At 72.6% G+C, this 26524-nt stretch carries 26 protein-coding genes; 12 read left to right on the top strand and 14 right to left on the bottom strand.

Annotated elements, in window-relative coordinates:
* Positions 1-402: 402 nt before the first annotated feature.
* Positions 403-1722: an ammonium transporter gene (locus IE329_RS34260; RefSeq protein ID WP_190214932.1), complete on the top strand. Its 1320-nt coding sequence runs from the start codon at positions 403-405 to the stop codon at positions 1720-1722.
* Entirely contained in the window at positions 1719-2057 is a 339-nt protein-coding gene (locus tag IE329_RS34255) for a P-II family nitrogen regulator (protein WP_073923198.1), read from the top strand. Before IE329_RS34260 ends, IE329_RS34255 begins: the two co-directional genes overlap by 4 nt.
* A gap of 36 nt (positions 2058-2093) precedes the next feature.
* Here IE329_RS34255 and IE329_RS34250 read toward each other — a convergent pair whose 3' ends face one another.
* Both IE329_RS34250 and IE329_RS34245 read right to left on the bottom strand, forming a co-directional pair.
* Positions 2094-2927 carry a hypothetical protein gene (locus IE329_RS34250; protein ID WP_190214931.1) on the bottom strand — a complete coding sequence of 278 codons (834 nt, stop codon included), beginning with the start codon at positions 2925-2927 and terminating at the stop codon, positions 2094-2096.
* Positions 2928-3075: 148 nt separating this feature from the next.
* Positions 3076-3597, bottom strand: a complete 522-nt coding sequence (locus tag IE329_RS34245; protein WP_190214930.1) for a SigE family RNA polymerase sigma factor — start codon at positions 3595-3597, stop codon at positions 3076-3078.
* A 275-nt stretch (positions 3598-3872) separates the two neighbouring features.
* Between IE329_RS34245 and IE329_RS34240 the strand changes: the two genes are divergently transcribed.
* Together IE329_RS34240 and IE329_RS34235 are read left to right on the top strand one after the other, a co-directional pair.
* Entirely contained in the window at positions 3873-6014 is a 2142-nt protein-coding gene (locus IE329_RS34240) for a carbohydrate binding domain-containing protein (protein ID WP_190214929.1), read from the top strand.
* Positions 6015-6381: 367 nt separating this feature from the next.
* Positions 6382-6633 carry a hypothetical protein gene (locus IE329_RS34235; protein ID WP_190214928.1) on the top strand — a complete coding sequence of 84 codons (252 nt, stop codon included), beginning with the start codon at positions 6382-6384 and terminating at the stop codon, positions 6631-6633.
* Positions 6634-6687: 54 nt separating this feature from the next.
* Here the strand turns inward: IE329_RS34235 and IE329_RS34230 are convergent, their stop codons facing one another.
* Entirely contained in the window at positions 6688-7431 is a 744-nt protein-coding gene (locus IE329_RS34230; RefSeq protein WP_190214927.1) for an SDR family oxidoreductase, read from the bottom strand.
* Positions 7432-7943: 512 nt separating this feature from the next.
* On the opposite strand from IE329_RS34230, the gene IE329_RS34225 reads away from it, so the two are divergent.
* Together IE329_RS34225 and IE329_RS34220 are read left to right on the top strand one after the other, a co-directional pair.
* Entirely contained in the window at positions 7944-8987 is a 1044-nt protein-coding gene (locus IE329_RS34225) for an alpha/beta hydrolase (protein ID WP_190214926.1), read from the top strand.
* A gap of 253 nt (positions 8988-9240) precedes the next feature.
* A complete protein-coding gene (locus IE329_RS34220) occupies positions 9241-9978 on the top strand; it encodes a hemerythrin domain-containing protein (RefSeq protein ID WP_190214925.1) in 738 nt (245 codons plus the stop codon).
* Positions 9979-10094: 116 nt separating this feature from the next.
* On the opposite strand, the gene IE329_RS34215 is transcribed toward IE329_RS34220, so the two are convergent.
* A complete protein-coding gene (locus IE329_RS34215; RefSeq protein ID WP_229927990.1) occupies positions 10095-11669 on the bottom strand; it encodes an FAD-dependent monooxygenase in 1575 nt (524 codons plus the stop codon).
* Between the two features lie 101 nt (positions 11670-11770).
* Here IE329_RS34215 and IE329_RS34210 point away from each other — a divergent pair, with 101 nt between their 5' ends.
* On the top strand, positions 11771-12421 hold the full coding sequence (locus tag IE329_RS34210; protein ID WP_190214924.1) for a TetR/AcrR family transcriptional regulator C-terminal domain-containing protein: 651 nt from the start codon (positions 11771-11773) through the stop codon (positions 12419-12421).
* Between the two features lie 105 nt (positions 12422-12526).
* Here the strand turns inward: IE329_RS34210 and IE329_RS34205 are convergent, their stop codons facing one another.
* A complete protein-coding gene (locus IE329_RS34205) occupies positions 12527-13015 on the bottom strand; it encodes a GNAT family N-acetyltransferase (protein ID WP_190214923.1) in 489 nt (162 codons plus the stop codon).
* Between the two features lie 54 nt (positions 13016-13069).
* Positions 13070-13642 (bottom strand): DUF6891 domain-containing protein, encoded by a 573-nt coding sequence (locus IE329_RS34200; RefSeq protein WP_190214922.1) that lies wholly within the window; start codon positions 13640-13642, stop codon positions 13070-13072.
* Between the two features lie 71 nt (positions 13643-13713).
* Between IE329_RS34200 and IE329_RS34195 the strand changes: the two genes are divergently transcribed.
* Positions 13714-14676: a DUF1152 domain-containing protein gene (locus tag IE329_RS34195; protein ID WP_190214921.1), complete on the top strand. Its 963-nt coding sequence runs from the start codon at positions 13714-13716 to the stop codon at positions 14674-14676.
* 42 nt (positions 14677-14718) lie between these two features.
* On the opposite strand, the gene IE329_RS34190 is transcribed toward IE329_RS34195, so the two are convergent.
* The gene (locus IE329_RS34190; protein WP_190214920.1) at positions 14719-15264 is read right to left on the bottom strand and encodes a DUF1707 and FHA domain-containing protein; all 546 of its coding nucleotides are present in this window, start codon (positions 15262-15264) and stop codon (positions 14719-14721) included.
* Between the two features lie 181 nt (positions 15265-15445).
* Positions 15446-15997: a DUF1697 domain-containing protein gene (locus tag IE329_RS34185; protein ID WP_190214919.1), complete on the bottom strand. Its 552-nt coding sequence runs from the start codon at positions 15995-15997 to the stop codon at positions 15446-15448.
* Between the two features lie 79 nt (positions 15998-16076).
* Here IE329_RS34185 and IE329_RS34180 point away from each other — a divergent pair, with 79 nt between their 5' ends.
* Positions 16077-16547, top strand: a complete 471-nt coding sequence (locus tag IE329_RS34180; RefSeq protein WP_190214918.1) for a pyridoxamine 5'-phosphate oxidase family protein — start codon at positions 16077-16079, stop codon at positions 16545-16547.
* Positions 16548-16604: 57 nt separating this feature from the next.
* Here IE329_RS34180 and IE329_RS34175 read toward each other — a convergent pair whose 3' ends face one another.
* Entirely contained in the window at positions 16605-16970 is a 366-nt protein-coding gene (locus tag IE329_RS34175) for an ArsC/Spx/MgsR family protein (RefSeq protein ID WP_190214917.1), read from the bottom strand.
* Between the two features lie 118 nt (positions 16971-17088).
* On the opposite strand from IE329_RS34175, the gene IE329_RS41725 reads away from it, so the two are divergent.
* Positions 17089-18306, top strand: coding sequence for a cytochrome P450 (locus IE329_RS41725; RefSeq protein WP_190214916.1), 1218 nt, complete (start codon positions 17089-17091; stop codon positions 18304-18306).
* Positions 18307-18775: 469 nt separating this feature from the next.
* A complete protein-coding gene (locus IE329_RS34165; RefSeq protein WP_190214915.1) occupies positions 18776-19771 on the top strand; it encodes a hypothetical protein in 996 nt (331 codons plus the stop codon).
* A gap of 870 nt (positions 19772-20641) precedes the next feature.
* On the opposite strand, the gene glnA is transcribed toward IE329_RS34165, so the two are convergent.
* Positions 20642-22054: a type I glutamate--ammonia ligase gene (gene glnA, locus IE329_RS34160; protein ID WP_190214914.1), complete on the bottom strand. Its 1413-nt coding sequence runs from the start codon at positions 22052-22054 to the stop codon at positions 20642-20644.
* A gap of 402 nt (positions 22055-22456) precedes the next feature.
* On the opposite strand from glnA, the gene IE329_RS34155 reads away from it, so the two are divergent.
* Complete coding sequence (locus IE329_RS34155) at positions 22457-22924, top strand: RDD family protein (RefSeq protein ID WP_190214913.1); 468 nt, start codon at positions 22457-22459, stop codon at positions 22922-22924.
* 357 nt (positions 22925-23281) lie between these two features.
* Here IE329_RS34155 and IE329_RS34150 read toward each other — a convergent pair whose 3' ends face one another.
* From IE329_RS34150 to lipB, 4 genes are all read right to left on the bottom strand, one after another.
* Complete coding sequence (locus IE329_RS34150; RefSeq protein WP_190214912.1) at positions 23282-23971, bottom strand: DUF4191 domain-containing protein; 690 nt, start codon at positions 23969-23971, stop codon at positions 23282-23284.
* A gap of 104 nt (positions 23972-24075) precedes the next feature.
* The gene (locus IE329_RS34145) at positions 24076-24264 is read right to left on the bottom strand and encodes a hypothetical protein (RefSeq protein WP_190214911.1); all 189 of its coding nucleotides are present in this window, start codon (positions 24262-24264) and stop codon (positions 24076-24078) included.
* A gap of 334 nt (positions 24265-24598) precedes the next feature.
* Positions 24599-25552 (bottom strand): lipoyl synthase, encoded by a 954-nt coding sequence (locus IE329_RS34140; protein WP_073923242.1) that lies wholly within the window; start codon positions 25550-25552, stop codon positions 24599-24601.
* A gap of 146 nt (positions 25553-25698) precedes the next feature.
* Positions 25699-26469, bottom strand: a complete 771-nt coding sequence (gene lipB / locus IE329_RS34135; RefSeq protein WP_073923243.1) for a lipoyl(octanoyl) transferase LipB — start codon at positions 26467-26469, stop codon at positions 25699-25701.
* Positions 26470-26524 lie beyond the last annotated feature (55 nt).

Genomic DNA, 26524 nt, shown 5'->3' with positions numbered 1-26524 from the left:
CTCCTCGCTGCAGACGAGCTTCGTGATCGACGACACCTCCATCGCCACCAGCTGAATCCCCGGCCGCTGACGGCCAGGAGACAGGTGAGCACGGCATGACGGCAGGGCCCGGCAGCAACCGCTGCCGGGCCCTGCCCGTCGTCGTAAGCCGTCCTCCGCCGGCTTCGCGCCGGTTCCCGGTCAGCCCCGGGCGAGCGCCCGCGGTGAGCGGACGGAAATGCGGCGGCAACACGAAACACGTCGGAAACACCGGTGTCTGCAACAAGAAATTTGGCCGGGAAACACTCTCCCATCCGACTCGCGCGCAAACCCCGCCCACCGGCCGCCCTCCCCACCCTCCGGCGGCACCGGGTACGGCACCTCCGTCTGCGCGGGCCGCCGCTTGGGAAGGCACCGATCCGCATGCTCCTGGCTGACACGACCACCGGACTCGACACCGGTGACACCGCCTGGCTGCTCGCCAGCACCGCCCTCGTCCTGCTGATGACGCCCGGCCTGGCACTGTTCTACGGCGGCATGGTGCGCACCAAGAGCGTGCTCAACATGATCATGATGAGCTTCGTCTCGATCGCGGTCGTCACCGTGGTCTGGCTGCTGGCCGGCTACTCGCTCGCCTTCGGCGCCGACGCCGGCGGCTGGGGCCTGATCGGCGGCCTCGACCACCTCGGGATGGCCGGAATCACCCCCTCCTCGCTCACCGGCCACGTCCCGACCGTGCTCTTCGCGACCTTCCAGCTGACCTTCGCGATCATCACCGCCGCCCTGATCAGCGGCGCCATCGCGGACCGGGCCAAGTTCGGCTCCTGGGTGGCCTTCACCGCCGTCTGGACGCTGCTGGTCTACGTCCCGGTCGCGCACTGGGTCTTCGCCCCCGGCGGCTGGATCCTGTCGAAGCTCGGCGCCCTGGACTTCGCCGGCGGCACCGTCGTCGAGGTCAACTGCGGTGCCAGCGGCCTGGCCCTGGCCCTGCTGCTCGGACCGCGCCTCGGCTTCCGGAAGGAGGCCATGCGCCCGCACAACCTGCCGCTGGTGCTGCTCGGCGCCGGCCTGCTCTGGTTCGGCTGGTTCGGCTTCAACGGCGGCTCCGCGCTCGGCGCCAACGGCCTGGCGGCCTCCGCGCTGCTCAACACCCAGGCGGCCGGCTGCACCGGCCTGCTGGGCTGGCTGCTGGTGGAGAAGCGCCGGGACGGCCACGCCACCACCCTGGGCGCGGCCTCCGGCGCGGTGGCCGGCCTGGTCGCGATCACCCCGTCCTGCGGCAGCGTCGACCTGCTCGGCGCCCTGGTGATCGGACTGGCGGCGGGCGTGGTCTGCTCGTACGCGGTGAGCTGGAAGTTCCGCTTCGGCTTCGACGACTCGCTCGACGTGGTCGGCGTGCACTTCGTGGCCGGCGTCATCGGCACCGTGCTCATCGGCCTGTTCGCCACCGCCACGATGACCGGTGGCCCGGCCGGCCTGCTGCACGGCGGCGGCCTGGGCCAGATCGGCAAGCAGCTGGTCGCGGTGGTCGTGGTCGGCGCGTACGCCTTCGCGATGACGTACGGGATCGGGCGGGCGATCGACCGGGTGATGGGCTTCCGCGCCCCGGAGGAGCACGAACTCACCGGTCTGGACCTCGCCGTGCACGCCGAGACCGCGTACGATCACGGCGTCCTGGGCCACGGAACGACGGCCCACGCCGTCGTGCTCACGCACTCGTCCGACAAGGCCTCCACCACATGAAGCTGATCACCGCGATCATCAAGCCGTTCAAGCTGGACGAGGTCAAGAACGCGCTGCAGGCCATCGGGGTGCACGGACTCACCGTCACCGAGGCCAGCGGCTACGGGCGCCAGCACGGCCACACCGAGGTGTACCGGGGCGCCGAGTACCGGATCGACCTGGTCCCCAAGGCCCGGATCGAGGTCGTGGTCGAGGACGAGGACGCCGACCGGGTGATGGAGACCGTGGTGGCCGCGGCCCGGACCGGCAAGATCGGCGACGGCAAGGTCTGGGTCGTCCCGGTGGACGGCATCGTGCGGGTCCGCACCGGCGAGCGCGGCCCGGACGCGGTCTGAGACCCGAGCGCCGGGCCCGGCGCTCCGGCCCGCCCGTCAGGGGCCGTCCCGTCCGGTGGCGGTCCGGCGGTCCATCGCGCCCTCGGCCAGGCTCTGCCAGCGGTAGTTCTGCGCGATCCACTGCCAGGTGGCCAGGTCCAGCGGCGGGTTCGTCCTGGTGAGGCGGCCGGACAGGGTCGGGTCGGCGGGCTCGTGCAGGGTGCCGTTGTGCACCGAGACGGCCACCCGGGTGCCGTCCGGGCCGGCGTACCAGATCCGGTACGTGGTCCAGCCGGTGGCGGGCGGGCTGAGGATCTCGGTCACCAGCGTGCCGGGACCGGCCGGCTCGGTACGGCAGGTGTAGCCGGTCTCCGGTCCGGCGTCCGCCCTGGCCCCGCAGGAGGGGCCGGTCGCGGTGGAGGCCGGGCCGTGCAGTTCGACGGCCACCGTCACGGCGCCGTCGCCGTCGTCGTAGCGGACCCACAGGGCCGCGTCCAGCCGGGGATCCGGCCGGATCTCGTCCCCGAGCGGGTCGGACGTGACGGCCGCCCGGGGGCCGATCAGCTCGACCAGCGCCTTCTGCATCGCGCGCTCCAGCGCGGCCGCGTCCGGCGCACCGGCGGTCGCGGAGACCTGGGCCGGCGCCGGGGTCGGGGCCTGGGTCCGGGTGGCGGTGGCCGGGCCGGCCGGGTGTTCGGGCAGGCCGAGGACGGTGCCGGCCAGGGCGAGGGCGCCCACCGCGGCCACCGCGCCGGCGATCTTCAGCCGGCGGCGCAGCAGCAACCGGCGGCCGCGCCGGTTGGCCTCCGCCACCATGACGGCGACCGGGGGCCGCAGGTCTTCGACGCTCTCGGCCAGCAGCCTGGCGAGCTCGTGCTCAAGGTCGTCCAAGGCCGGTCCTCGGGGTCGGTTCGGTAGGGGGCGGGGGTCTGCCGGGGGTCGGTGCCCGGGTGGTCGTCGCCGGGCCGGCGCGGCCGGCGGGGGGCTCCGCGCCCGGTCGTCCGGGCGGGGCGCGCGGCGGGCCCGTCCGGGCGGTGGCTCAGGGCTGCAGCAGCAGCTCGCGGTCCTCGGCGAGGATCTCGCGCAGCCGGGAGAGCGAGCGGGTGCTGAGGCCCTTGACGGCGCTCCGGCTGGTGCCGAGCATCTCCGCGACGGCCTCGATGCTGTGGTCCTCCAGATAGCGCAGGACGACCACGGCCCGGTTGCGCGGCGGTAGTTGGCGCAGCGCGGCGACCAGGGTGAGCCGCAGTTCGGTGCCGGGCCCGGTGAGGTCGTCCAGGGTGGCCGGAAGGTCGGGGACGTCGGCGACCGCGATCTCGTCGGAGCGCCGCAGCCGCCGGTGCGAGAGGTAGCAGCGGAGCAGCACCTTGCGGGCGTAGGCGTCCGGCGAGGGGTTCTCCTCGTCGCGGTGGAGCCGGCCCCAGACGGCGTACATCTTGGCCAGGGTGGTCTGCACGAGGTCCTGCGCCTGGTGCCAGTCGCCGCACATCAGGTACGCGACCTGGAAGAGCCGGCCGGCCCTGGCGGCGGCGAACTCCTCGAAGCCGATCAACTCGTCCATGCCGCCCGCCCCCCGTGGCCGCTCGTTCCCACGCTTCCGTTCCTACAGGTACCTCACGCGCCGGCGCGGCAAAAGGTCTCACGGGCTTCGGCCCGGAACCCCGAATCGTTGCGCGCCGGAGTCTTGACGCACCGTCGCGGCGGTCATAGGTTCGGCGCTGCAAGTTTGCTGAAACTTTCAAGAAACTTGCGCAAGCCGATTTCCTGCCCCCACCCGTCCGTGCTCCCCGCAAGCAGGGACGGTCCAGGCTGCCACCTCAGCCCCCAGGAGACACCGTGGTCACCGCTACCCCCGTCCGCCGGCGTGCCCGCGTCGCCGGAGCGCTCACCGCCTCGGCGGCGCTCGCGCTCTCGGTCACCGCCGCGCTCGGCGCCGCCCCCGCAGCCCAGGCCACCCCGCCCGGCAGCAGGGACGTCACCGCCACCCTCTTCGAGTGGCGCTTCGACTCCGTCGCCAAGGCCTGCACCGACACCCTCGGCCCCAAGGGCTACGGCTTCGTCGAGGTCTCACCGCCCCAGGAGCACATCCAGGGCTCCCAGTGGTGGACGTCCTACCAGCCGGTCAGCTACAAGATAGCCGGGCGCCTCGGCGACCGGACGTCCTTCCAGAACATGATCAACACCTGCCACGCGGCGGGCGTCAAGGTGGTCGCCGACTCGGTGATCAACCACATGTCGGCCGGCTCGGGCACCGGCACCGGCGGCACCAACTACACCAAGTACAACTACCCCGGCTACTTCCAGGACCAGGACTTCCACTCCTGCCGCAGCGCGATCAGCAACTACGGCGACCGGGCGAACGTCCAGAACTGCGAGCTGGTCAACCTCTCGGACCTCAATACCGGCAGCGCGTACGTCCAGCAGACCATCGCCAACTACCTGAGCGACATGGCCGGGATGGGCGTCGACGGCTTCCGGATCGACGCCGCCAAGCACATCGCCTCCGGCGAGCTCGCCGCCATCAAGTCCAGGATGACCAACCCGGGCGCCTTCTGGGTGCAGGAGGTCATCTACGGCGCCGGCGAGCCGATCCAGCCGTCCGAGTACACCGGCAGCGGCGACGTCGACGAGTTCCGCTCCGCCACCTGGCTGAAGAGCGCCTTCAACGGCGGCCGGATCTCCGACCTGTCCACCTGGGGCAGCGGTCTGCTGGGCAGCGCGCAGGCCCGCACCTTCGTCGACAACTGGGACACCGAGCGCAACGGCTCCACCCTCAACTACAAGTACGGCAGCGCCTACACGCTGGCCAACGTCTTCCTGCTGGCCAACCCCTACGGCGCGCCGAACGTGTACTCCGGGTACGCCTTCGCGGGCAACGACGACGGCCCGCCGAACGGCGGCACCGTGAACGCCTGCTACAGCGACGGGTGGAACTGCACCCACGCCTGGCGCCAGGTCGCCAACATGGTCGGCTTCCGCAACGCGGTCTCCGGCACCGGCATCACCAACTGGTGGTCCAACGGCAACAACGCCATCGGCTTCGGCCGGGGCAGCAAGGGCTACGTGGCGATCAACCGCGAGTCCGGCGCCGTCACCCAGACCTTCCAGACCTCGCTGCCGGCCGGCACCTACTGCGACGTCCAGCACGGCGACCCGACCACCGGCGGCGGCTGCACCGGCCCCACGTACACCGTCGGGGGCGACGGGAAGTTCACCGCCACCGTCGCGGCCGGTGAGGCCGTCGCGCTGTACGTCGGCGCGAGCGGCGCCTCGCCCAGCCCGAGTGCCAGCCCGTCGGCCAGTGCCTCGCCGACCTCCGGCGCCACCAGCGCGACCGTCTTCTACAGCACCGACAAGAACTGGTCCGCCTACAACATCCACTACGCCCCGACCGGCGGCACCTGGACCACCGCGCCCGGCGTCGCGATGACCGCGGCCTGCACCGGCTGGGTGAAGAAGACCGTCGACCTGGGCAGCGCCACCGGCCTGGCCGCCACCTTCAACAACGGCTCCGGCACCTGGGACAACAACAACAGCGCCAACTACGCGCTGGGCACCGGCAACGTGACGGTCAAGGACGGCGTGATCGGCAGCGGCGACCCGTGCGGCACCGCCACCGCGACGCCCACCGCGACCGCGACGCCGACCGCCACCGCCAGCCCGAGCGCGACGGCCACCGCGGTCGCCGGCGGCGCCTCCTTCGCGGTGAACGCCACCACCGCGGTCGGCCAGAACATCTACGTGGTCGGCAGCACCGGCCCGCTCGGCACCTGGGACCCGGCCCAGGCGCTGCCGCTCTCCTCGGCCGCCTACCCGGTCTGGAAGCTCGACGTCGCCCTGGCCGCCGGGACGGCGTTCGAGTACAAGTACATCCGCAAGGACGCGGCGGGCAACGTGACCTGGGAGTCCGGGGCCAACCGCACCGCGACCGTGCCGGCCTCCGGCAAGGTGACGCTGAACGACACCTGGCGCGCCTGACCCCCGCTGTTCCCGCCACCGCCGCACGCGGTGGCCCCGACCACCGGCGCCGGCCACCCCCGGCGCCGGTACCGGGCCGGATCCGACCCCGGCCCGGTCCGGCCCCGCCCGGCTCTGACACCGGGCGCGACCCTGAACGGCCGCCCCGCCTCCCGGTCACCGGTGAGGCGGGGCGGCCGTCGGCGGTCGGGGGTGCCGTCGGTGCCCCCGGTGCCCCCGGTGCCCCCGGTGCCTCCGGTGCCTCCGGTGCCTCCGGTGCCTGCTCCCGGCCCTGGTCCGTCAGCCTGGCGCCTCGGCGATTGCCTCGGACGAGTGGCTTCGCGCCGTCAAACCACCCGGACGGGTCGGCGGCTGGGAGATTGGGTGAATGGCCCCCACCACTCCCAGCAGCCCCGCCACTCCCAGCAGTCCTGCCATCCTCGACGTCGAACTCTGCGGCGGACGCTGGGACGGTCACCGCAAGCGGGTGAACGCCCTCGCCCCGCCGCCGTCCCTGCGGATGGTGCTGCGCGCCGAACTGCCCGCCACCGAGCGGGGCGAGTACTGGCCCACGACCAGCGTCTACCGCCTCGACCAGGACGGCGGCACCTGGCGCTACCGTCACTCCCACGACGAGTGAGCACCCCGTTCGGCCGGGCAGGCTGAGCGGGCCGGCGGCGGGCCGGGCGTCCGGTCAGCCCCGGCCGATGTAGGGCATCGCCGTCGCCATCACCGTCGCGAACTGCACGTTGGCCTCCAGCGGCAGCTCCGCCATGTGCCGCACGGTACGGGCGACGTCCGCGACGTCCATGGTCGGCTCCGGGGCGATCCGCCCGTCGGCCTGGCGGACGCCGCTGCTCATCGCGGCCGTCATGTCGGTCGCCGCGTTGCCGATGTCGATCTGCCCGCAGGCGATCCGGTACGGGCGGCCCTCCAGCGAGAGCGACTTGGTGAGGCCGGTGACGGCGTGCTTGGTCGCGGTGTACGCGACCGAGTGCGGGCGCGGGACGTGCGCGGAGATCGAGCCGTTGTTGATGATGCGCCCGCCCTGCGGGTCCTGGCCCTTCATCAGCCGGAAGGCGGCCTGGGCGCAGAGGAACGCGCCGGTGAGGTTGAGGTCGACCACCGCGCGCCACTCGGCGTGTCCCAGGTCCTCGACGGGGGTCGGGGCGCCGAAGGTCCCGGCGTTGTTGAAGAGCAGGTCGAGCCGGCCGAAGCGTTCGGCGGTCTCCGAGAACAGCGCGTCGACCGCGACGGGGTCGGTCACGTCGGCGGGGACGGTCACGGCCTCGCCCCCGCAGAGCCGGGCCGTCTCGCGCAGCGGCTCGGCGCGCCGCCCGGCGAGGACCAGCTGCCAGCCGGTCGCGGCGAGCTCCAGGGCGACGGCGCGCCCGACGCCGGTGCCGGCTCCCGTGATGACGGCGATCTGCTGGGGCATGGCGGGCTCCTCGTCGGTGGCGCCGGTCCGGTCGCGGCGGGCTCCCGGTGCCGGTCACCGGGGCGGTACTCCTGATCATCGGCGATCGGCGGCCCCCGCGTCACTGGTGGGAGGTGCCGAAGACCGGCGCGGTACGGCGGGGCCGCTCTGGCGGGACGTCCCGAAGCCGGGACCTCGCCGGCCCGCCCGCCGGGCCGCCGGTCCGGTCGTCCGGGCCGGATACCCCGCCGTTCGGCGGGGGTCGCCCGTCCGCACCCCCGCCGAACGGCAGGGGGGCCGCCCGCCGGACCGCCGGATCCCGCCGGATCCCCGGGGCGCCACGTCGGCGGGCGCAACCGGCCCGCCGGGGGGCACGTCATAAGATCGGCGGGAGGCGCGCCGGTCCCCTCCGGGACGGCGCGCAGTGCCGGGGTCCGCGCCACCCGCCGCCCCGGCCCCGCCACGGCCCCACCCCGGGGGCCACCGCCGGCTCCCGACGGAGCGGGCGTGACACCGGTCGGAGAGTCCTCACCGTGCAGCCGCAGTCCATCCGTTCCCGTGCCCTCCTGACCGGCACCGTCGCCGTCGCCCTGGCCGTCACCCTGGCCGGCTGCGGGAGTACGAGCAGCACCGGCGCGGACGGTACGGCCAAGGGCGGTCCGTCGGCCGGCGGGGCCGCGGGCGGACCCGGCACCCCGAGCGCTCCGCCCACCACCACGGCGCCGCCCAAGCCCACCAAGGTGCTGATGCCGACCGGGCCGGCCGCCGTCTTCGGCAAGGCCCGCGACACCGCCGCCGGGCAGATCATGATGACCACGCTGGCCGGTCCCAAGTCGGGCGTTTCGGGCAAGGTGTGGGTCTGGCTGCCGCCGGAGTACAACGACCCGAAGTTCGCCGGGACGGGATTCCCGGTGCTGACCCTCTTCGCGGGCGGCCAGAGCGCCGGCTACAACACCTGGACGGACAACCAGCTGCCGATCCAGGAGGCCGACGCCGAGCTGTCCAGGCAGGGCAAGGCGCACCCCTTCATCATGATCATGCCGGTGCAGAACCTGGACTCCAACGAGGCCAAGGCCCTGGAGTGCAGCGACATCCCGGGCCAGCCCAGGATCGGCACCTGGATGGCCGAGGACATCCCCGACTTCGTGCGCGCCAACTTCCGCACCCTCAAGGGCCGGGACGGCTGGGGGCTGATGGGCGCCTCCACGGGTGCGTTCTGCAGCGCCAAGCTCGCGCTCCAGCACCCCGACAAGTTCAAGGCGGCCGTCCCGATCGACGGCTACTTCAACCCGGACTCCCCGCTCTGGAAGGGCCACGACGCGGACCGGCTGGCCAACAGCCCCGACGTGCTGGTCGCCCAGGGCAAGGCGGACGTCCGGATGCTCGCCACCGCCGGCGGTGCCAACGGGTACGAGATGAAGCTGGTGAAGGAGTGGGTGGCGAAGGCCGCCGCCCCGCTGAAGGTGGAGTACTTCGAGCAGCCCGGGGGCAAGCATCTGACCACGGACTTCAAGAAGATGATCCCGGACACCCTGCAGTGGCTCAGCAAGAACCTGGCGGGGCCGGAGGCGGACTGACCGCGGTGCCGGCGTCCCCGTGGCGGCGTCCCCGTGGCGGGTGACGGCCCTGCGGCTGCCCGGCCGGCCCGCCCGTCGGCGGCGAGTGCCGGCCGCGGGCGGCGGGTGCGGGCGGTAGGTGCGAACGGGCGGCCGGCCAGGCCGGACTTCCGGGCCGCAGGCCGCTGACCTGCGCGTCAATCGGACATTCATTCGCTCCTGATCGACTGTCATCACCCTGGTGATCCCAGACCCGGCCTGCGAAGAGAGCGTCATGCCCAGCCACCTGTTGCCCGTCAAGCCCCCGCACGTCCCCGCTCAGACGGACCCCCGGCACGAGCAGGACACCGACGACACGGACACCCGCCTGCGCTTCGCCGGCCTGACCCTGGTGCACGCCGCGCTCCGCCGCGACCTGCGCCGGCTGCCCGACGCGCTGCGCCTGCTGCAGCCCGGCGACGAGACCCAGGGCCAGGCCCTGCAGCGGCACTGGGACTTCCTCACCGCGATGCTCACCTGCCACCACGAGCAGCAGGACACCCGGCTCTGGCCGTTGCTGCGCCGCTTCGCCCCCGAGCTGCGCCTGCTGCTCAACTGGCTGGAGGACGACCACCACAACCTGGACCACTCCTTCACCCGGGTCACCACCCTGGTGCGGATCGCCACCCGGGACGCCGGCAGCACCTGGCCGGTCGCCTACGCGATCGAGGACCTGGCGGCCCGGCTGGAGACCCATCTGCGGATCGAGGAGCGGCAGTTGCTGCCCCGGATGGCGAAGGTCTTCGCCGAGACCTCCCGGGTCGGCACCCTGCCCGAGCTGCTCGACCTGCTGCGGGCCGCGAACGGCCCGGGCACCGCCGACGCCATGACCTGGCTGCTGGACGGCGTGGACGAGTGGACCATCCAGCGCCTGCTGGCGGACTGCGACGACACCACCGCCCGGCACTGGCCGCACTGGCGCGCCACCTACGAGCGCTGCACCAACCCGCTCTGGGGCCCCAGCACCGACTGACGGCCCGGCCGGACTTCCCGGTCCCGCCGTCCCGTGGATTCCCCGCCCGGCCCCGCCGCCCAGGTCCCGTCCGTACGTGGCTGCCCCGCCCGCCGCCGGAGGCCGCCCCCGCGCGGTCAGCGGGCGCCGAGCGCCGCCAGGTAGCCGGGCAGGGCCGCCGGGTCGTGGGTGGCCAGCCCGACGTACCCGTCCGGGCGGATCACGAACAGCCCCGGCCCGTACGCGTCCGCGGCGTGCCCGCCGTCCAACCGCAGGCCCCGGACGCCGGCCGGCAGGCCGGGCAGGTCGCAGTCGACGGCGAGCACCGTCAGATGCGTCCCCCGGTACAGCTCGAACAGCCGCCGCGCCGTCCCGTCGGCCGCCCGGTACGGGGAGTCGGGAGCGCGGTCGCCCGCCTGCAGGGCCTCCTCGTCCAGCCCCTGCCGCTGCTCGGCGGTGAGCGGGCCGCCCCGGTAGCCGACGGAAAGCTGGTCGGTGTCCTTGCCCCGGCGCGCCCGCCGGTCGTCGGAGCCGTCGCGCTCCGCCCGGTGCAGCCCGGTGCTCAGGCCGATCACCGCGGCCGCGACGGGGTACCGCTCCTCCTGGTAGCTGTCGAGCAGCGACTCGGGGGCGCCCGCGCGCAGCACCCGGCCGAGCTTCCAGCCCAGGTTGTACGCGTCCTGCACGCTGGTGTTCAGGCCCTGGCCGCCGGCGGGGGAGTGGATGTGGGCGGCGTCGCCCGCCAGGAAGACCCGGCCCTCGCGGAACCGCTCGGCGACGGCGGCCCGGGGACGGAAGTCCGAGGCCCAGCGGACTTCGGTGACGGCGCTCGCGGGCAGGTGGCTGCCGGCCGCGACCAGTGCGCGCACCCCGTCGGCCGAGGTGTCCGGCGCCCCGCTCCCCACCTGGGCGAACAGCTGGAACTCCTCGGTGCCCGGCATCGGGCAGAGCAGCAGCGCGCCGCCGGGCGCCTTCGGCCAGACGTGCCAGTTGTCGCGGTCCAGTCCCTCGACCCGGAGGTCGGCGACCAGTGCCGGCCGGGGGTCGACCACCTCGCCGTGCATGGCGACGCCGAGCGTCCGGCGGACGGCGCCGCGCCCGCCGTCGGCGCCGACCAGGTAGCCGGCGGTGACCGTCCGGGTGCCGCCGCCGGCCGTGGCCAGCACGGCCTCGACCCGGTCGGGGTGCTGTTCCAGGCCGGTCAGGGCGGTGCCGAAGAGGACCTGGCCGCCCAGCTCCAGCAGCCGCTCGTACAGGATCTCCTGGGTGCGCCACTGCGGGATCATCCACACGTCGGCGTACGGGGTGGCGGGGCCGGGCGTGCCGCGCTCGACGAGGTCCCAGGTGCCGAGCCGCTCGCCGTTCTCCCAGGCCATCATCAGCGGGTACGGGGCGCCGGCCGCGTGGATCCGGTCGAGCACGCCGAGGTCCTCGAAGACCTCCTGGGTGCGGGGCTGGAGCCCCTTGCCGCGCGACCCGGGGAACAGGGTGCCGGCCCGCTCGACCAGCAGGGCCCGGACGCCGTGCCGGGCCAGGTCGCAGGCCAGGGTGAGGCCGGTCGGTCCGGCGCCGACGATCAGGACCTCGGCGGTCTCCGGCCCGGGCCCGGCAGCGGCCACGGCAGCGGCGGCCACGGCCTTGTCCGCATCCCCCTTCGCGTCCACGCTCCCGCCTACGTTCGCGTCCATGTACCCGTCCACGTTCTCGTCCACGAGCTTCTCCTTAACGCTGTTAAGTTGCTGGCGCTCCCGAGGATGGACTTAACGGTGTTAAATTGTCAAGGGGGACCGGCGAAGGCGGACGAAGGACGGGCGTGGCACAGAAACTGGACCGGGCGCAGGTGGTCGACACCGCCCTGCGACTGCTCAACGAGACCGGCCTCGACGGCCTCACCCTGCGCCGGATCGCCACCGAACTCGACGTCAAGGCACCGGCGTTGTACTGGCACTTCGCCAACAAGCAGGCCCTGCTCGACGAGATGGCCACCGAGATGCTGCGCCGGATGGGCGCCGGCGGCGGGAGCGTCCCGGACGGCTGGCGGACGGCGCTCACCGCGACCTGCCGCACCCTGCGCACGAGCCTGCTCGGCTACCGGGACGGGGCCAAGGTCTTCAGCGGCACCCGGCTGACCGACCTGGGCCACAGCGGGGGCCAGAACGCCCTGCTGGCGGCCTTCACCGAGGAGGGATTCGCGCTCCCCGACGCCGTCCAGGCCTTCTTCACCGCGTACGCGTACACGATCGGATTCGTGATCGAGGAGCAGGCCGTGGCCCCGCTGCCGGGGGAGGGCCTGGCGCCTGAGTACGACCCCGAGCAGCGGGCCGGGCGGATCGGCGCCGACCGGCCGCTCGCGGCGGCCGCGAGCGCGGGCCTGTTCACCGACTACGAGCAGCGCTTCGAGCGCGGGCTGGCGATCCTGCTGGCGGGCATCGAGGCCGTCCTGTTGCCGGCCCCGCCGGCCTGACCGCCCGGCCGTTCGGCCCCGCTGGCCTGTGCCGCCGGCCCGTCCCGCCGACCGGGTGCTGCGCGGTACGGCCTGGTCCTGACGGGCGGCGCGGGTCGTGCCGCGTCAGCCCGTGGCGGGCAGCCCGCGCCGGAACCGCAGGCCGGGCCGTCCGCCGAGGCTGACATCGCCCACCGGCGCGAACCCGTTGCGTTCGAGCACCCGCCGGGACGCCGGGTTGTCCAGGGTGGTGGCCGCGGTGAGGGCGTGGAGCCCGTACTCCGTGGCGGCCAGCCGGCAGATGTCCGCGACCACGGCCGTGGCCAGGCCCCGGCCGGCGGAGCGCTCGCCGATCCGGTAGCCGAGGTCGGCCGTCCCGTCCTCGACGTCCACCAGGTTGACCCGGCCCACCAGGCTCCCCCGCTCGTCCAGGACGACGTGGAAGTGGCACACCCCGGCCTCCTGCTCGGCGAGCAGGGCCCGGTGGCGGGCGTCGAAGCCGGCGAAGTACGCGTCCGTGCGGTCCGGCACGGTGCGCGCGAAGTACTCCCGGTTCTCCCGTTCGAAGGCCAGCAGGGCCTGCGCGTGATCGGCCCTCAGCCGTACCAGCTCCACCTGGCCCGTCCTTCCCCGTCGTTCGTACGTCCCCCGGTCCCGGTCTCCCCGGCCCTACTCCGGCAGCCGGTGCAGCCAGTTCAGCGGGGTGACGGTGATGGCCTCGTCCGGCGAGCCCGTCCAGCGCGCGTTCAGCCCGGCCTCGGCCAGCGCGGCGACCACGTCACGGCCGACCTCCGCGGTCTCCTCCTCCGAGTGCCGGAACCCGCCGTAGCGCAGCGTCAGGCCACCACCCGCGACGGCCCGTTCGGTGTCCTGCTCGTGGAAGAAGACGAAGCCCCGGGAGTCCTCGTCCGCCTCCCCGCCGATCTCGGCGTAGCCGCAGCTGCTGCAGCAGGTGAAGTCCATCGCGGCGACGATGCCGTCCGCCTCCAGCGAGTCGAAGGCCTCCACCAGCCGGTCGACGTCCGTCACCTCGGGCCAGCCGGCCTGCTCGGCCAGCCGCTCCTCCCACAGCGGGACGACGATCTGCTCGGCCTGCTCCTCCGTCAGCCCCTGGTCGTCCAGGAAGTCCACCAGGGACTCGACTATCTCGTCCGGCTCCTGGAACCCCCCGCGGATCAGCTCCCGGGCGCGCTCCTGGGCATCGTGCAGTACGTCGGGGGCGAGGGCGGATTCCTGGGTCATGCGCGAATCCTCGCACCCGCCTAGGACAAACCCGCCGCCCGGGTGGCAGCTGCGTTGCTATCGTCCGGCCGGTGACCTCCCTCTTCGAGCCCGAGCTGCTCACCCGCCTGCTGGCCGCCGACCGGATCCTGATCGCCGGAGCCGGCGGCGGGTTCGACGTCTACGCGGGCCTGCCCCTGGCCCTCGCACTCCGCCAGGCCGGAAAGGAGGTGCACCTCGCCAACCTGTCCTTCAGCCACCTGTACGGCCTGGACGCGGACATCTGGCTCGCCCCCGACGTCGCCCGGATCGGGCCCGGAACCCGCTCCGCCGAGGGGTACTTCCCCGAGCGGACGCTGGCCCGCTGGCTGCGCCTGCACCGCATGCCGGACACCGTGTGGGCCTTCGCCTCGGTCGGCGTCCGGCCGTTGCGGGCGGCCTACCGCGCCCTGGTCGCGGAGCTGGGGATCGACGCGATCCTGCTGGTCGACGGTGGTACGGACATCCTGATGCGCGGCGACGAGGCCGGCCTCGGCACCCCCGAGGAGGACATGGCGAGCCTCGGCGCGGTGGCCGGCCTGTCCGAGGTCCCCGAGCGCCTGGTCGCCTGCCTGGGCTTCGGGGTCGACGCCTACCACGGCGTCAACCACTCGCTGGTGCTGGAGAACCTGGCCGCCCTGGACCGCGCGGGCGGCTACCTCGGCGCGTTCTCGCTGCCCCGGGGGAGCCGCGCCGGAGCCCTCTACCTGGACGCCGTCGAGCACGCCAGGGCGGCCTTCCCCGAGCACCCGAGCATCGTCCACGGCTCGGTCGCCGCCGCCCTGCGCGGTGAGTTCGGCGACGTCCGCTTCACCGAGCGGACCCGGCACGGCGCGCTCTTCGTCAACCCGCTGATGACGCTCTACTTCGGCGTCACCGTCGAGGCCCTGGCGGCCCGGAACCTCTACCTGGAGCAGCTGGAGAAGACCGTGCTGACCCGTCAGATCAGCACGGTGATCGAGGAGTTCAGGGACGGCCTGCCGGCGCAGCGCCCGCCGCGCCAGTTCCCGCACTGAGGGGCGGGCTGCGGCCGGCCGGTCCTGCACCGGGCCCGCGGCTCAGCCGGCGGCCAGCCGGAACTCCAGGTCCCCGAAACGCACCTGGTCGCCGGGCCGGACCCGGACCGCGCCGGCCACCCGCCGCCCGTTCACATGCGTCCCGTTGGTCGACCCCAGGTCGTAGAGGACCCAGCCGCCGCCCTCGCGCCGCAGTTCGGCATGGGCGCGCGAGACCGAGGAGTCGCTGAGCCGCAGGCCCGATCCCGGGAGCCGGCCGATGGTCAGCAGCCCGCTGCCTGCCTCCGGCAGTTGCAGCCCCGGCAGCCGCTCCCGGCGCCAGGCGTCCCGCAGGCCGACCCCGAAGGCCGAGAACCGGCCCACCGTCCGCAGCAGCAGGCGGGACACCGGCCGGCTGCCCGGCAGGTCGTCCAGCACGGCGTCCAGCTCGGCCCGGCTGCGGGCCTGGAGGACGATCTCCATCCGGGTCATGAAGGTGTGGTGCGACAGGCGGCCGCTCCCGGCGCCCTCGCGCAGCACTTCGAGCGCCAGCTCCCGCTCGGCCTCGGACGGGCGTTCCACCCGGGTCCGGAAATCAGGAGTGCTCATGGGCTGATTGTCGGGCCGCCCGGACCGCACTGTCCAGAAGCCGGCGGCCCGGCGGCGGGCCACCGTCCGTTCCCGTCCTGAGCGTCCCGTTCCGGTCCCGTCCCGTCGCGCCCCGCTGTCCCGCTGCCCCGTCCCGCCCGGCTGTCCCGTCGCGCCCCGCCGTCCCGGCCCGCCCCCGCCGTCAGGCCTTGCGGGCCGCGGCCAGGATCTTGTGCAGGGTGTGCAGGAACCGGCCGGTGCCCTGACCGGCGTACGACTTGCCGAAGACCGCCCCCGGGTTGGTGTTCATCCGGCCGCCCTGGAGGTGCATCACCACGTACGCCGCGCCCGGGTCGGCGCCGACGATCTCGTAGTCGCCCTTGGCGGACCGCTGCGGCAGCTCGTAGCCCTCGGGCAGCGGCTCGGAGAGGAACACCACCACCAGCCGGGTGTCCGGCCCGGCCTCGTGACCGGCGAACGGCTCGGCGTCGAGCAGGTCCGCGACCTCCTCCACGGTGCGCAGCATGGTTGGCACGGGGTAGCCGAGGGAGGCCTCCAGGTGCTGCTCGATCCGCCGGGTCAGCGCCGCCCGGTCGCTCTCCCCGGTGCGGAAGAAGACGTTCCCGCTCTGGATGTAGCTACGGACCTCGCCCAGCCCCAGCTCGGTGAACAGCTCGCGCAGCCGCTCCATCTTCACGGTGCGCCCGCCCACGTTGACGGCGCGCAGGAACGCGATGTACGTCGTGTCGCTCATCCGGCCAGTGTGGCACCGGCCGCGCCGGGCGGGCCCGTCGTCACGGCCGGTCGACGGAGTCCGGTGCGACACTGGCGGCATGGCCACCTGGCAGGATTTCGAGCAGCAGGCACCGGACCTGGCCCCCGCCGTGCGGGCCCGCTTCGAGGCCGCCCGGCATCACGTGCTGGCGACGCTCCGGCCGGACGGCGCGCCCAGGGTGAGCGGTACGGAGGTGCGCTTCATCGGCGCGGACCTGACGCTCGGTTCGATGTACGGCGCGGTGAAGGCCCGCGACCTCCGGCGGGACCGGCGCTTCGCGCTGCACAGCAACCCGGCGGACGCCACGATGGCGGACGGCGACGCCAAGCTGGCCGGCCGCGCGCTGGAGATCACCGACGAGGTCGAGCTGACGGCGTACGAGTCGGAGCTGCCCACGGCGCCGCCCGGCCCGTTCCACGCCTTCCGGCTGGAGCTCGACCAGGCGGTGCTCACCACGGTCGAGGAGGGTGTCCTGGTGATCCGCTCCTGGCGGCCCGGCGAGCCGGTGACGACCGTCCGGCGGGACTGACCCGGCGGCCGGCCGCCGCACGGGACGGCGGGAGCCGGGCCCGAGGTGGCCCGCGGCTCAGCCCTTGGCGGGCAGGACTGACTTCACGGCCTCCGGCGTCCGGGCGACGATCGCGTGGCCGTCGTCCGCCGTGATGATCGGGCGCTGGATCAGGATCGGGTGCTCGGCCAGGGCCGCGATCCAGCGGGCCCGGTCACCGGGCTCGCGCGTCCACTGCTTCATCCCGGCGTCCTTGGCGGCCTGCTCGTCCAGGCGGGTGATGTCCCACGGTTCGAGCGAGAGCCGCTCCAGCACCTGCTCCAGTTCGGCGGCCGAGGGCGGGTCCTCCAGATAGCGCCGCACGGTGTACTCGGCCCCGACGGCCTCCAGCTCGGTGAGCGCGGACCGGCATTTGCCGCAGCGTGGGTTGATCCAGATCTCCATGCCGTCAGGGTACCCATCACCCGGGCGCCGCCCGCGCAGCACCGCGGCCGCGCGGGAACTCCGTGCCGGGCGGCCACGGTTCTACCGGATGGACCGACGCCGCTGGAGGGGGAAGCAGATGGATGGCGAAGCGATCATCGGACAGCTGATGGGCCCGGAGGGCCGGGCCGACCCGTACCCGCTGTACCGGCGGGCGCACGCCCTCGGACCGGTGGTGCCCTGCGGCCCCGGGATGGCCATGGCGGTCGGCCACCGGGCGGCCAACCAGGTGCTGCGCAACCCCGCCTTCGGCGTCGCCGACCACGGGATGCGGGCCGACTTCGACCCGGAGTTCCTGGAGCACTCCTCCGCGGTGCTGCTCAGCCGCTCCGTCCTGGAGACCAACGCCCCGCACCACGCCCGGGTCCGGTCGCTGATCGCCTCGGTCTTCACCGCCCGCCGGGTGGCGGCGCTGGAGCCCGCCGTGGTCGCCGCCGTCGACGCCCTGCTGGACGAGATGGCCGGGCAGGGCTCGGACGGCAGCCCCGTCGACTTCATGGACAGCTTCGCCTTCCGGCTGCCGGTCGGCGTGATCTGCGAACTGCTCGGCGTCCCGGAGGCCGACCGGTACCGGTTCCGCGGACTCGCCGCCGACCTGACCACCGCCCTGGAGTTCATCGCCGACCCCTCCGAGCTGACGGCCGCCGACGAGGCGGCCGACGAACTGGCCGGGTACTTCACCGAACTCGCCGCGGAACGCCGGGCCCGCCCCAAGGACGACCTGGTCAGCGCGCTGGTCGAGGTGGCGGCCGCCGACGCGGGCCGGCTCTCGGGCCAGGAACTGCTGGCCAACCTGGTGCTGCTGCTGGTCGCGGGCTTCGAGACCACCACCAACCTGCTGGGCAACGGCCTCGCGCTGCTCTTCGAGCACCCGGAGGCGGCCGCGGGCCTGCGGGACGGCACGGTGACCCCGGTCGGCCTCACCGACGAGGTCCTGCGCCTCGACTCCCCGGTGCAGCTCACCTCCCGGATCGCCCTCGCCCCCGGCCTCGCCGTCGAGGGAGTGGAGACCCCGCCCGGCAGCGCGGTTTTCGTGCTGATCGGGGCCGCCAACCGGGACCCCGACCGCTACGAGCGCCCCGAGGTCTTCGACCCCGCCCGCACCGACAGTCAGCCGCTCAGCTTCGGCGGCGGCGCGCACTTCTGCCTCGGCGCGCAGCTGGCGAAGCTGGAGTCGGCCGTCGCGATGCCCGCACTGCTCCACCGCTTCCCCCGGCTGGCCCCGGCCGGCGCCCCGACCCGGCGCGACCGCCTCGTCCTGCGCGGCTTCGAGACCCTCCCGGTCACGCTGCGCTGACCCCTCCGGCGCCCGCCCGCCGGATCCCGCGCGCCCCCTGGTGGACCTCTCGTCCCCGCCGCCGGGCCGGGGCAGCGCGACGGCCCCGCCGCACTCCGCGAGGAGGCGACGGGGCCGGTCGGCGAACCGTCCGCTGGGCGCGGGCGGATCTGAGGTCGTAGTACAGCTCGAATAGTGCACATGCGGCCGTTGTGACGATGAGAGGTAGCGAGAATGGCCGAGCGGAGACCGTGAGGTCGAGTCGCAAGGCCACCTCGCGGCGCTACGCGGTGCTACTTAACTTGATCGATTGATGCCTCACCCGAGCGGGGCTGTTCACGGTCGAACGGCCTACACCTGGTCCGACATCACGGATGCGGTTGACGCTGTGCCGTCGTTGCGGGGGACGACATCGATGCCCCGCGAGCTTGTCCGGGGCTGCTGGTATACATGGCGCTCGACGTCAATTTCCGGGGGGCACGAACCACTGATGCGAGTCTTCCTTCAGCCCGCGAAGCTCTCGAAGAAGCTGATCATGGACCATTACCGGGACACCGTCCTCAGCCCAGTCGAAATCGACGAGCACGCCGACCTGCTGGACGAGCAGGTGAGGAAGCGCTTGAGCGACGAGTTCCCGCGGGGCGCAGCCCAGATGTGGGGCGTTGTTCCTGGCAAGGGTGAGCGGAACGTTCATTTCTACCGGCAGCTGAAGCCGGGCGACTGGGTGTTCTTCACCGGTGACAACCACCTGTACTTCGGTGGCAGGGTGCGGGTGGTTTGGCGAGACCGTCTGCTCGCAACTCGGCTCTGGGGCACGGACGAGGCAGGCAGCACCTGGGAGTGCATGTACGCGTTCTCCGACGGCAGGACGTTCGACGTCCCCATGGCCGAGATCCGCCGGGTTCTCGGGTGGGAGAACGAGAACCGGCACGTCCGGAACTTCCAGGCCCTGAGTGACAGCGCCAGTGAGCTCCTGCACGATCTCCTCAACCTTGACCGCGCGACCGGCGAGCTGTCAGCGAAGGAGCGGGAAGACGCCGAGGGTGCGCTCAAGGAGTATGACGGGCCGCTCGAGCGAACCGCCCAGCGGGCATACCGGGCTGAGCAGTCGCTGCTCAAGCAGCAACTCCTCCCGGGTACGGAGGGCGAATGTGCACTCTGTGGCCGGACACTTCCTCGGGCCTTCCTCGTGGCAGCCCACATCAAGAAGCGTTCGATCTGTACGGACGAGGAGAAGCGGGACTTCCGCAATGTGGCCATGCTGGCCTGCCTGCTCGGGTGTGACGGGCTCTTCGAGCAGGGATTCATTGGTGTCGGAGCGGAAGGCGAACTCCTGGTCAGCCCAGCGGCCGAGTCCTCAGCTGCGGTTTTGCGGCATGTCGACCAGATCCTCGCGAATCGCACCGTCTCATGGTGGAACCCGGACCGTGAGAAGTACTTCGCGTGGCACCGCACCCACTCATTCAAGGAGTTCACCGTCCACTGAGCCTGTCGGACGCCTGGAAGACCCCGAGGGTGCCCGCTTTGACGGACAGGTGCGGTGCGCAATGAGGCTGCTTGAAGGGCTTCGTCTTCGGCGGGGCTGCGGTAGGCGGCACCGCTGTGGAACCGGTGAGGGTTGAATCAGGGCTCTTCCGCCGCCGCCCCGCAAGTTCCTTGGCAGCTCGGCCGTCGTGCTTGCTGCCATGGACCTGGAGCTGCTCCACCCAGCTCCGCTAGGCGGTGCCGGCCAGGTCGAAGCCCGCGGTGACCTGACCGACCGAGTAGTCACCGCACCGGCAGAGGGGGGTGAGAAGTACCGAGCGGTGGCGACGAGGTCGTTTGTGGAACATGGCGGTGGTTGCTGCTCCGCGGCGCGTTGGGGTTGAGGACCTTGGGCCGGACGGTGCGGGGGCCTCGCGGTTGGCGATGGGCTTGAGCTGGAAGAGCTAGGGGACGTTGCCGAGTGCCCACATCCCCCGGCAACGGTGGCGGCCTGCCGAAGCGATGGTGAAATGGACACTGCGGGCGGGAGAAGATGTGGGCCATCTCGGCGGTGACGAGGTCGGAGCCGAGAATCGTCAGGCGCCCGGGGAGGCGGTCGAGGGGCATCATGGTGTCGCTGGTGCGGTAGCTGACTTCCGCAGCGCGCCGGATAGGTCGCCTTCCCCTGCCCGGTGACGCTTGTCGGCGGATGCCGCAGCAGGCACGACACAGAACTCGCACCCAAATCGAACTCAGTGCACTCTCACTTCACGTCGCGAGCCCCATGACGTTCGACGAGAGTCGGTCGGACCACGTTTCCGCAGGTCAGCGAGGCGCTGACCTGCGGAAACGACAAGAGGTCGAACTGCGCTTCCGCAGGTCGGAGGTTGTCCTACAGGTCGTAGTACAGCTCGAACTCGTGCGGGTGCGGCCGCAGCGCGATCGGGGCGATCTCGTTGGTGCGCTTGTAGTCGATCCAGGTCTCGATCAGGTCCGGCGTGAAGACCCCGCCGGCGAGCAGGTACTCGTGGTCGGCCTCCAGGGCCTCCAGCACGGCCGGCAGCGAGGCCGGGACCTGGGGGACGGACGCGTGCTCGTCGGGGGCGAGCTCGTACAGGTCCTTGTCGACCGGCTCCAGCGGCTCGATCTTGTTCTTGATGCCGTCGAGGCCCGCCATCAGCATCGCCGCGAAGGCGAGGTACGGGTTGGAGGACGGGTCGGGCGCGCGGAACTCGATGCGCTTGGCCTTGGCGTTCGAGCCGGTGATCGGGATGCGGATCGCGGCCGAGCGGTTGCGCTGCGAGTACACCAGGTTGACCGGGGCCTCGAAGCCGGGGACCAGGCGGTGGAAGGAGTTCACCGACGGGTTGGTGAAGGCGAGCAGCGACGGCGCGTGCTTGAGCAGGCCGCCGATGTAGTAGCGCGCGGTGTCGGAGAGCCCGGCGTAACCCTGCTCGTCGTAGAACAGCGGGGAGCCCTCGGTCCACAGCGACTGGTGGACGTGCATGCCCGAGCCGTTGTCGCCGAAGATCGGCTTCGGCATGAAGGTGGCGGTCTTGCCGTTGCGCCAGGCGACGTTCTTGATGATGTACTTGAACAGCATCAGGTCGTCGGCGGCGTGCAGCAGGGTGTTGAACTTGTAGTTGATCTCCGCCTGCCCGGCGGTGCCCACCTCGTGGTGCTGGCGCTCGACCTCCAGGCCGGCCGCCGCGAGCTCCAGGGACATCTCGGCGCGCAGGTCGGCGAAGTGGTCGACCGGGGGGATGGGGAAGTACCCGCCCTTGTACTTGACCTTGTAGCCGCGCGCGTCGCCCTCGGCGGAGCCGCTGTTCCAGGCGCCGGCCTCGGAGTCGATGTGGTAGTACGAGGCGTTCGCGCTGGTCTCGAAGCGCACCGAGTCGAAGACGTAGAACTCGGCCTCGGGCCCGAAGAAGGCGGTGTCGGCGATGCCGGAGGAGGCCAGGTAGGCCTCGGCCTTCTTGGCGACGTTGCGCGGGTCCCGGCTGTACGCCTCACCCGTGATCGGGTCCTGGATGAAGAAGTTGATGTTGAGGTGCTTCTCCTTGCGGAACGGGTCCAGGCGGGCCGTGGCAAGGTCGGGGACGAGAGCCATGTCCGACTCGTGAATGGCCTGGAACCCGCGGATCGACGAGCCGTCGAACATCAGGGTCTCGGCCGGGTCGAACGTCGCCGCAGGCACCGCGAAGTGCTGCATGACGCCTGGCAGGTCGCAGAACCGGACGTCGATGAACTTCACATCGTTGTCCGCGATGTACTGCTTGACCTCGGCGGCGTTGTTGAACATCCATCTGGCCTTTCCGAAAGGGGACCACCGGCTTGAGCTGGTGGGGAGTTTCGTCCTTGGATCGTAAGGGCGCAGGACCGGGGATCGCTGCGCCGCGTCGATGGCGCGCCGGGCCGTGGGCGGTGCCACTCACCGGGGCGATGTTCGCGTGCCTCCTCCGTACGGAATGCGCCTCACCCTAGGAACGGCCCGTTTCCAGTTGGTGACTTCGATGTTTCCTAAATGTTAACCGCCCCGGTCGGGGTGGGCGGCAAACTCGTACGGTTCCGGGCAAAACGCCCCGTGGGGGAGTGGGGTGCGAATCAAGTGGTCTGGACCACTTGAAGGGGTCGGGAGAGGCCCCGCCGACCCGCCGGGGGAGGCGGTGGCGGCGCGCCGCGGGGGCCCGGTTAGTGTGGATTCGTGGACACCAGAGAAGCGTTGGGATCGTGGATCGACGGCCCGAAGGCGGCCGCCGAGAAGATGGGTGCCGACTTCGGGCACCGCGGCGAGCGCCTCGGCCTGCCCAAGGAGGGTCCCGGCTCGCTCGCCGGCCCCGGCCGCCGGATCGGCGCGCTCTTCGTCGACGGCTGGCTGGTGGCGCTGATCGCCTACGGCCTGGTCTCGCGCGGCGACCAGGGACAGGCCAACCTCTGGACCACCCCGATCTTCTTCCTGGTGACCGTGCTGCTGCTCGCCACCACCGGCACCACCATGGGCAAGCGGCTGTTCGGCCTGCGGGTGGTCCGCCTGGACGGGCGCCGCGCGAGCATCCCGCAGGTGATGCTGCGCACCCTGCTGCTCTGCCTGGCGGTGCCGGCGCTGGTCTGGGACCGCGACACCCGCGGCCTGCACGACAAGGCCGTCGGTACGGTCGAGGTCCGGATCTGACCCGCCCGCCCCGCCGCTCGCCCTGACTCCCGCCGTACCGCCCCTCCGGTGGTGCGGCCCGCGCCGGGGCCGCACCGGCCCTCCCGGGCCGCCTGCCGGCCCCGGCAGCGGCGGACAACGGCGGGCAGCAACGGTCGGGAACGGTCCGGCTCCGGAGCACCCCGCCGGGCCCGGGCCGGTCAGGACCGGTCGGACTGCACCCCAGGACGGGCGTCCATCGGCGCCGTTCCGGAGCTGGGACGACAAGCACCGCTCCGGAACGGACACCGGACAAGTACCGCCCCTCGGGGCGGACGTCAAACGGCCCCGTCGCGAAGTCTTCGCGACGGGGCCGTGTCGTGTACGAGGGAGGAGCGGTCAGCGCGCCTGGCCGCCCTTGGGCATCCGGGCACCCTTGGGCATCGGGCCCTTGGGGATCGGCGCCTTGGAGAGCAGGTCTCCCAGGGCGCGCAGCCGGTCGTTGGTCTCGGTGACCTGGCCGGGGGTGATCGCGCGGGGCAGGCGCATCAGGTGGATCTGCAGCTTCTTCAGCGGGATCTCACCCTCCCCGGTGCCCACCACGATGTCGTGGACCGGGATGTCGCCGACGACGCGGGCCATCTTCTTCTTCTCGGCGGCCAGCAGCTGGCGGACCCGGTTCGGGTTGCCCTCGCCGATCAGCGCGATGCCCGGCCGGCCGACCGCCCGGTAGACCGCGTCCTGGTTGCGGGTGACCGCGACCGGGGTCGGGTTGGCGCTCCAGCCGCGCTTGATGTTGTTCAGCACGGCCGCCACGGCGCCCGGCTGTCCCTCCATCTGCCCGAAGGCCGCACGCTCGGCCCGGCGCCCGAAGACGATCGCCATGGCCAGGAAGGCCACGATGAAGCCCAGGATGCCCAGGTAGATCGGGTGATCGATCGCAAAGCCGATGGCGAGAAACACGCCGAAGGTCAGCAGGCCGACGCCGGCGATGATCAGGCCGATCTTGGTGTCGACCTTCTTGGTCATTTGGTACGCCAGACGGATCTGCTTGAGTCGCCCGGGGTTCTCGGATGTTTCCCTCGCCATAACGCTCATGGTACGTGCCGGGAGCGCGGGATATCCAAGCACGGTGCCGGTTCGCACCGAACCGTGATCCGCCCGGCCCGCGCCGGGGGCCCGGCGGTCCGGTCTCAGCGCCGGACGGCCTCCGTCACGGGGCCGGTCGCACCCGGTCCCGGGGCCCGGTCCTCGGCGTGTCGGCGGTTCTCGCAGACCGCCGCCCAGGCGTTCTGCCGTGCCTGCCGCTGGCCGCTCGCCAGCAGCACGCTCTCGGCCAGCCGCAGTGCCGTGCCGCCGACCGATCGGATCCTTACCTGCATTCCGAACAGCTCCCCTCGGTTTCGAGAAGGTCCTGACCATCACATGGTCACCACTTGGTGTTACCAGTCGGTGACCAGGCCGTCAAAGCCTGATGAAAGCCGGACGCCCCTTTGGCGGAACCGAACGCACCCGAACGGAGCCGGGCGGCCGAGCGGGCCCCGGAACGACAACCGGCAGGCCGGAACGACGACGGGAGGGGCGGGGCCGAAGCCCCGCCCCTCCCGTCGGCACGGATCGCCGTCCGCCCCGGCGGCCGGCCGGTGAGGCGAACCTCACGCCCGGCCCCGCGCGGACCCGTTCACCCGGCTCCCCGCCCGGGAGCCCCGGGCAGGCTCAGACCGACGCCTTCGCGCGGTGCTCCAGCGCCTGCCGGTACAGCCGGCCGGCCCGGTACGAGGAACGCACCAGCGGCCCGGACATGACGCCCGCGAAGCCGAGCTCCTCGGCCTCCTGCTGCAGCTCCACGAACTCGTGCGGCTTCACCCAGCGCTCGACGGGGTGGTGCCGCACCGACGGGCGCAGGTACTGGGTGATGGTGATCAGCTCGCAGCCGGCGCCCACCAGGTCGGCCAGCGCCTGGCTGACCTCCTCGCGGGTCTCGCCCATGCCGAGGATCAGGTTGGACTTGGTCACCAGACCGGCGGCCCGCGCCTGGGTGATGACGTCCAGCGAGCGCTCGTAGCGGAACGCGGGCCGGATCCGCTTGAAGATCCGGGGCACCGTCTCGACGTTGTGCGCCAGCACCTCGGGCCGCGAGGAGAAGACCTCGGCCAGCTGCTCGGGCACCGCGTTGAAGTCGGGGATCAGCAGCTCGACGCCCGTCCGCCCGCCCTCGCGGCCGGCCGTCTGCGCGTGCACCTGGCGCACCGTCTCGGCGTACAGCCAGGCGCCGCCGTCGGGCAGGTCGTCGCGGGCCACACCGGTGATGGTGGCGTAGTTCAGGTCCATCGTGACGATCGACTCGGCGACCCGGCGCGGCTCGTCGCGGTCGAAGTCGGCGGGCTTGCCGGTGTCGATCTGGCAGAAGTCGCAGCGACGGGTGCACTGGTCACCGCCGATGAGGAAGGTCGCCTCGCGGTCCTCCCAGCACTCGAAGATGTTGGGACAGCCGGCCTCCTGGCAGACCGTGTGCAGTCCCTCCTTCTTCACGAGCGACTGGAGCGCGGTGTACTCCGGGCCCATCTTCGCCCGGGTCTTGATCCACTCAGGCTTCCGCTCGATGGGGGTCTCGCTGTTGCGGACCTCCAGGCGCAGCAGCTTCCTGCCGTCGGGTGCGACAGCGGACACGTGCGACTCCTAAGAACTAGACGGGGTACCCCCAGGGTACGCCTGTGCTTGTACGGCTCTCCACGGGCCCGGCCCCGGGAATCGCAGGATTCCCGGGCTCGCGGGCTGTCCCGTCCGGGCAACATCCGCCGCCCGGCCGGGATTCCCTACCGGGCCAGGGCGGGTTCGGCGAGTTCGGCGAACACCTCGGCGAGGTGCTTCTCGACCACCGGCAGCGCCTCGCCGACCGGGAAGGCCCGGCCGAGTTCGGTGCTGACCGAGCCGACGCCGGCGTCCCGGATGCCGCAGGGGACGATCCGGTCGAACCAGGTCATGTCGGGATCGCAGTTCAGCGCGAAGCCGTGCATGGTGACGCCCCGCGCGACCCGCACGCCGATCGCCGCCAGCTTGCGGTCGTCGCCGCGCTGGCCCGCGTTGGACGCCGCGTACTCGGGCCCGGCCAACCGGGGGTCGATGCCCAGCGGCAGGCCCATCCGCAGGGTCAGGCTGCCGATGTCGACCACCTGGGCGGGGTCCACCACCGCGTCCGGGAGGCTCTCGCCGAGCACCCACACCCCGCTGCGGCCCTCGACCCGGGTGGTCTCCACGCCGAACTCGCCGCAGGCGCGGATCAGCGCCTCCTCCAGCCGGCGGACGTACGCGACGACGTCCATCGGCTCGGGCAGCTTCACGATCGGGTAGCCGATCAGCTGGCCGGGGCCGTGCCAGGTGATCTCGCCGCCGCGGTTGACCTCGACCACCGGGGTGCCGTCCAGCGGCCGGTCCTCGGGGTTGGTGCGGCGGCCGGCCGTGTAGACCGGCGGGTGCTCCAGGAGCAGCACGGTGTCGGGGATCTCGTCGGCGACCCGGAGGGCGTGCAGTCGCTGCTGCTCCTCCCAGGCCTCCTGGTACGGCACCGACCGATCGCCGATGCCCATGCGTACGAACCGTACGTTCTCGCTCACCGCTGCTCCTTGCCAGGCGTTCGAGACC

The sequence above is a fragment of the Kitasatospora indigofera genome (genome assembly GCF_014655955.1).
Classification (GTDB): domain Bacteria; phylum Actinomycetota; class Actinomycetes; order Streptomycetales; family Streptomycetaceae; genus Kitasatospora; species Kitasatospora indigofera.
The sequence above is the reverse complement of the archived record's forward strand: the minus strand, read 5'-3'. Positions and strand labels throughout refer to the sequence as shown.

What these genes read in the sequence shown, in the direction of transcription:
- IE329_RS34260 (WP_190214932.1), top strand. Translation starts at nt 403, where the DNA reads ATGCTCCTGGCTGACACGACCACCGGACTCGACACCGGTGACACCGCC.
- IE329_RS34255 (WP_073923198.1), top strand. Translation starts at nt 1,719, where the DNA reads ATGAAGCTGATCACCGCGATCATCAAGCCGTTCAAGCTGGACGAGGTC.
- IE329_RS34245 (WP_190214930.1), bottom strand. Translation starts at nt 3,597, where the DNA reads ATGGACGAGTTGATCGGCTTCGAGGAGTTCGCCGCCGCCAGGGCCGGC.
- IE329_RS34235 (WP_190214928.1), top strand. Translation starts at nt 6,382, where the DNA reads ATGGCCCCCACCACTCCCAGCAGCCCCGCCACTCCCAGCAGTCCTGCC.
- IE329_RS34230 (WP_190214927.1), bottom strand. Translation starts at nt 7,431, where the DNA reads ATGCCCCAGCAGATCGCCGTCATCACGGGAGCCGGCACCGGCGTCGGG.
- IE329_RS34220 (WP_190214925.1), top strand. Translation starts at nt 9,241, where the DNA reads ATGCCCAGCCACCTGTTGCCCGTCAAGCCCCCGCACGTCCCCGCTCAG.
- IE329_RS34200 (WP_190214922.1), bottom strand. Translation starts at nt 13,642, where the DNA reads ATGACCCAGGAATCCGCCCTCGCCCCCGACGTACTGCACGATGCCCAG.
- IE329_RS34190 (WP_190214920.1), bottom strand. Translation starts at nt 15,264, where the DNA reads ATGAGCACTCCTGATTTCCGGACCCGGGTGGAACGCCCGTCCGAGGCC.
- IE329_RS34185 (WP_190214919.1), bottom strand. Translation starts at nt 15,997, where the DNA reads ATGAGCGACACGACGTACATCGCGTTCCTGCGCGCCGTCAACGTGGGC.
- IE329_RS34180 (WP_190214918.1), top strand. Translation starts at nt 16,077, where the DNA reads ATGGCCACCTGGCAGGATTTCGAGCAGCAGGCACCGGACCTGGCCCCC.
- IE329_RS34175 (WP_190214917.1), bottom strand. Translation starts at nt 16,970, where the DNA reads ATGGAGATCTGGATCAACCCACGCTGCGGCAAATGCCGGTCCGCGCTC.
- IE329_RS41725 (WP_190214916.1), top strand. Translation starts at nt 17,089, where the DNA reads ATGGATGGCGAAGCGATCATCGGACAGCTGATGGGCCCGGAGGGCCGG.
- IE329_RS34165 (WP_190214915.1), top strand. Translation starts at nt 18,776, where the DNA reads ATGCGAGTCTTCCTTCAGCCCGCGAAGCTCTCGAAGAAGCTGATCATG.
- glnA (WP_190214914.1), bottom strand. Translation starts at nt 22,054, where the DNA reads ATGTTCAACAACGCCGCCGAGGTCAAGCAGTACATCGCGGACAACGAT.
- IE329_RS34150 (WP_190214912.1), bottom strand. Translation starts at nt 23,971, where the DNA reads ATGGCGAGGGAAACATCCGAGAACCCCGGGCGACTCAAGCAGATCCGT.
- IE329_RS34145 (WP_190214911.1), bottom strand. Translation starts at nt 24,264, where the DNA reads ATGCAGGTAAGGATCCGATCGGTCGGCGGCACGGCACTGCGGCTGGCC.
- lipB (WP_073923243.1), bottom strand. Translation starts at nt 26,469, where the DNA reads ATGGGCATCGGCGATCGGTCGGTGCCGTACCAGGAGGCCTGGGAGGAG.